Annotated in this window: 5 protein-coding genes; 3 read left to right on the top strand and 2 right to left on the bottom strand. The window is 47.6% G+C overall.

What is annotated here, in order from left to right; all coding sequences use genetic code 11:
* Positions 1–186: 186 nt before the first annotated feature.
* Complete coding sequence (locus GOB58_RS12785) at positions 187–699, bottom strand: hypothetical protein (protein WP_173560448.1); 513 nt, start codon at positions 697–699, stop codon at positions 187–189.
* A gap of 69 nt (positions 700–768) precedes the next feature.
* A complete protein-coding gene (gene mobQ / locus GOB58_RS12780) occupies positions 769–1854 on the bottom strand; it encodes a MobQ family relaxase (protein ID WP_173560447.1) in 1086 nt (361 codons plus the stop codon).
* Positions 1855–2021: 167 nt separating this feature from the next.
* On the opposite strand from mobQ, the gene GOB58_RS12775 reads away from it, so the two are divergent.
* From GOB58_RS12775 to GOB58_RS12765, 3 genes are all read left to right on the top strand, one after another.
* Positions 2022–2324 (top strand): mobilization protein, encoded by a 303-nt coding sequence (locus tag GOB58_RS12775; protein WP_173560446.1) that lies wholly within the window; start codon positions 2022–2024, stop codon positions 2322–2324.
* Positions 2317–2826, top strand: a complete 510-nt coding sequence (locus GOB58_RS12770) for a replication protein (protein ID WP_242005359.1) — start codon at positions 2317–2319, stop codon at positions 2824–2826. The genes GOB58_RS12775 and GOB58_RS12770 overlap by 8 nt, the downstream gene beginning before the upstream one ends.
* A 443-nt stretch (positions 2827–3269) precedes the next feature.
* Positions 3270–3653: a cyclic nucleotide-binding domain-containing protein gene (locus tag GOB58_RS12765; RefSeq protein ID WP_242005358.1), complete on the top strand. Its 384-nt coding sequence runs from the start codon at positions 3270–3272 to the stop codon at positions 3651–3653.
* Positions 3654–3722: the final 69 nt, after the last annotated feature.

Here is a 3722-nt window from a genome sequence, read left to right as displayed (position 1 = left end):
CCGGGTGCTAAACTGGAAGTTGTTCAGGGTGGGAAAAATTAATACTATAATATTTCAAAATTACAGCCGTTTTCACTGAAATGTATCATGCAAACGAGCATTGATGTGACTGTAGCCTGATACCTAAAAAATATCAGGCTACAGTCACATAACCCACATTGAAATCAAAAGAATATACTTATTTATTTATAATTTAAGAACATAAAATTCATCTTTGTTGAAATCACCTTCAAGACAACTACATCCATTAATTGTTTTTTCTCTTGAGAATGTATTAAATTCAGCAAAAGCATACGTAAATTCAGTGTCTGTTCTATTCCAAACGACTATAACTACTTCAATTTTAAAAAAATCTTCTGCATTTTTAAGTCTTAATAATTCATTTTTTCTAATGGAAAAACTAATTAAATTATCATTTTTCCCAGAAGAAGATAAGTTCTTTGAATCTAAGAAAAAATTACATTCATCAATTCGACATATATAATCAGGTCTGGCAACTCTATTCTTTTTCAGCTCACTACTATAAACATTTTCATGCTGAACTGTCTTAATCCACGGAATATTGATATCATCGAGTAATGCTTCTGTTAAAAACTCACCACTATCTCCAATAATTTTTTTTCCGACCCCTGTATTGGTATACCCTTTCTTTCCAAGAAGCCCGCGCAATTTTGTTAATTTTTTACTTGGTGTTCCCATAGTAATCTCCAATAATTAAGTTTTTATTTTTATCGTTATTTTGAAATTATTTATGAATAAGAAAATGGTTTATCGCTTTCTCCCTCGGCGTTGCGCACGGGCTTGTAGCATTTCCTGATACGCTTTGGCGTCTCTGGCTTTCTGCTCGGCCCGCTCTTTCTCAGCGGCTTCGGCTCTCTGGCGTTCTTCAGCCAGTCTCTTCCTCTCAGCTTCCGCATTTTTAGCCGCTCCGGCCTTAAGACCTTTGGCAAAGGCTGCCCATTTGTTGGCAGCTTTCTCGGCCTTCTTCTGAACCGGCGGGGTGATCCGATCAAATGCCTGGGCCACCTTCTCGAACCCGTCACGCATGACTTTGACGACCTGTTCCAGTTTCGCCCTGGCGAAATCTATGACCTCAGCCCGTTGCGCGTTCTCCGCCCGAATACGGCGGTTATGGTTGCCTGTTGGAGTCTCATGACCTTTCCGCTCCAACGCCACGACATTCGCGCCCATGTGCCGCTCTGGGACGCGATCCAGCCCCTGCACCTCATTGGTCCGGTGATCTATCCTGGCCTCTTGTCCGGCCCGCTCAAGAGCCACATTGGCAAGGGTCGCCCATAGCTGGCGAACCTCTGTCACCTCGTCGGCGGCTTTCCCCAGCCCCATGCTGGCCCGCTTCTTGTCGGACAGTTCAATGGTTGATTTGTCTCCAAAGGTCAGTGTGCCATCCGCTCCACGCTCGATGGTGCGGGTTGTGGTCATGACATGGGCGTGGTGATTCCGGTCGTCGCCTTCCTCGCCGGGAAGATGCACCGCCACATCAACGGCCACCCCGTAACGCTCCACCAGTTCACGGGCAAAGCTGTCAGCCAGTTCGGCCCGTTGATCGCTGGTGAGTTCATGTGGAAGAGCAAGCACCCATTCTCTTCCGGTTCTGGCATCCTTCCTCTTTTCTGAAGTCTCGGCACCATTCCACAAATCAGACCGATCAACCGAACCACCACCCGGAACAAAGATAGCCTTATGGGCAACGCTGCTCTGACGGGGGCTGTATTTGTGTTCTCGACCGTCAATCTCGTTGGTTAAATCCTCGCCAGAACGATAAGCCGCGGCAGCCACAACGGAACGTCCTGCACTCCGGCTAATTGGCTTCGTTTCGGCGCGATAGATTGCCACGGATCAAAAGTCTTTCTTTTGGCATAAAACGGGTGGTTAAGGTGGGTAAAACCACCATAACGCAGGACTTGCACTTGTGCAAGTCGTAACTGCGCCCTTAATACCTTACGGCATCAAGGGATATGTGCTATTGTTTCTGAAAGACTGCTTCCAGTTCCGAGGATGATATGAGCAACATTTCCAAAGAAATTGAAAACGCCAAAAAGATTATAGCTGAGCAAAAAAAGCGTATCAAAGAGGCGCAAAAAGCAGAGGCTAAATCCGAAGCAAAATTGCGCGATAGACAAAATTATATCTTGGGAGGCGCTTTGATAAAGTTAGCCGAAACAGACGAACGCGCTGTCCGAACCATCGAAACACTTTTGAAGCATGTTGAAAGGCCATCAGACCGAAAATCCTTTGAGACATTCTCGCGCCTTCCTTCACTCGCTATGACACCAGTTCCATCGTCGGAAAATAACCATGAGTGACATGCTGGAAGAAGATCCATTTGAACTGTTCAGGCGGGTCGAAAAAAGCATCACCAGAGCCACCGGAAGCATGGAACGACTGGCATCCGAGCAGGACAACAGGTGCCAGACGATTTCAGACGCCGCCGAAAAAGCCTCTAGGTTGGCCGTAGAAGCCTCTGACGTGTTTTCAGCGGGAAAGAGAAGTCTAATGATCTGGACCGGCCTCTGCGCGGCTATACTGGTCTCTGGCGGGTGGCTGTCGGGTTATTGGCTGGGGCACTCTGATGGATGGTCCGTAGGAAACGCCATAGGCCATGAACAAGCCCTGACCGAAAATGCAGCGTCTGCATGGGGAAATACTCCAAGCGGTCAACTGGCCCACCAGATGGATAAAACGGGGTTACTTCAGGCTCTCGCATACTGCCACCTGCCGGGATACGAGGCTAAATACGAGGAAAAGGAAAAACGAACCTTCTGCTATCCCACCCAGAACGCTAGCGGTTGGTTAGTGCAGCGATAACCTCAAGCTGCACCCTCTTCCTGAGCAATTCAGACGACCGATTTTCTTTGTCCTGCCCCTTTGAAAATTGGAGTTTTCCACCGAAAAAAGAGGGGACCATAGGGGAGAATAAATATCTTTATTCTATCTAGGAAATCGCCAATCATTAATTTTCCTTGGAAAACCGAGAAAAACATCTTGCGATTAGCTGGCACCTCATGCCAGTATAAGCAGGCACCACGTGCCAGCTAATCGCTTTTCATACAGAGGTTCCCCACATGCGGAATGTCACTCGACTTAGAACCCAAAAAGATCGGCTCCAGGAAGATCAGGCCGACCTCCTAAAACAGGCACTCTTACCCTTTGCCGAGACTAGTCCCGCGATGCGTGAAGCTGTTGGTCGGCTTTACGTTCAGATCAAGAACCTCACGACACCAGACCCCGGAACCACGGAGCCTTTCGTTATGATCCGTCCCGCACAAAACCGCGCAGTTGTTGATTGGCTCGAAGCCAACAGTAAACGCCCTATGAAAGCCATGCGTGTGTGGGCACTACTCTTCGATCACCTGATGCCGCACACCGGCCAAATCATGCTGACACGCGAAGAAATTGCCGAAAACATTGGAATTGCTGCCGATGACGTAAGCAAAGTTATGAATGAACTGGTGAAATTTGGAGCCATCTTCTCCGAGCGCGAACGGGTCGAAGGTCTGCGCGGCCCCGGACTAGTTCGCTACTACATGAACCGCCATGTAGCCGAGGTCGGTAGTCGTGCCACACAAGAAGAATTAGCCCTCATTCCAAGGCCGGGTGCTAAACTGGAAGTTGTTCAGGGTGGGAAAAATTAATACTATAATATTTCAAAATTACAGCCGTTTTCACTGAAATGTATCATGCAAACGAGCATTGATGTGACT

Origin of the sequence: Acetobacter thailandicus (assembly GCF_011516655.1) — a bacterium.
Lineage (GTDB): Bacteria > Pseudomonadota > Alphaproteobacteria > Acetobacterales > Acetobacteraceae > Acetobacter > Acetobacter thailandicus.
This window is presented reverse-complemented; position numbering and strand designations above follow the sequence as displayed.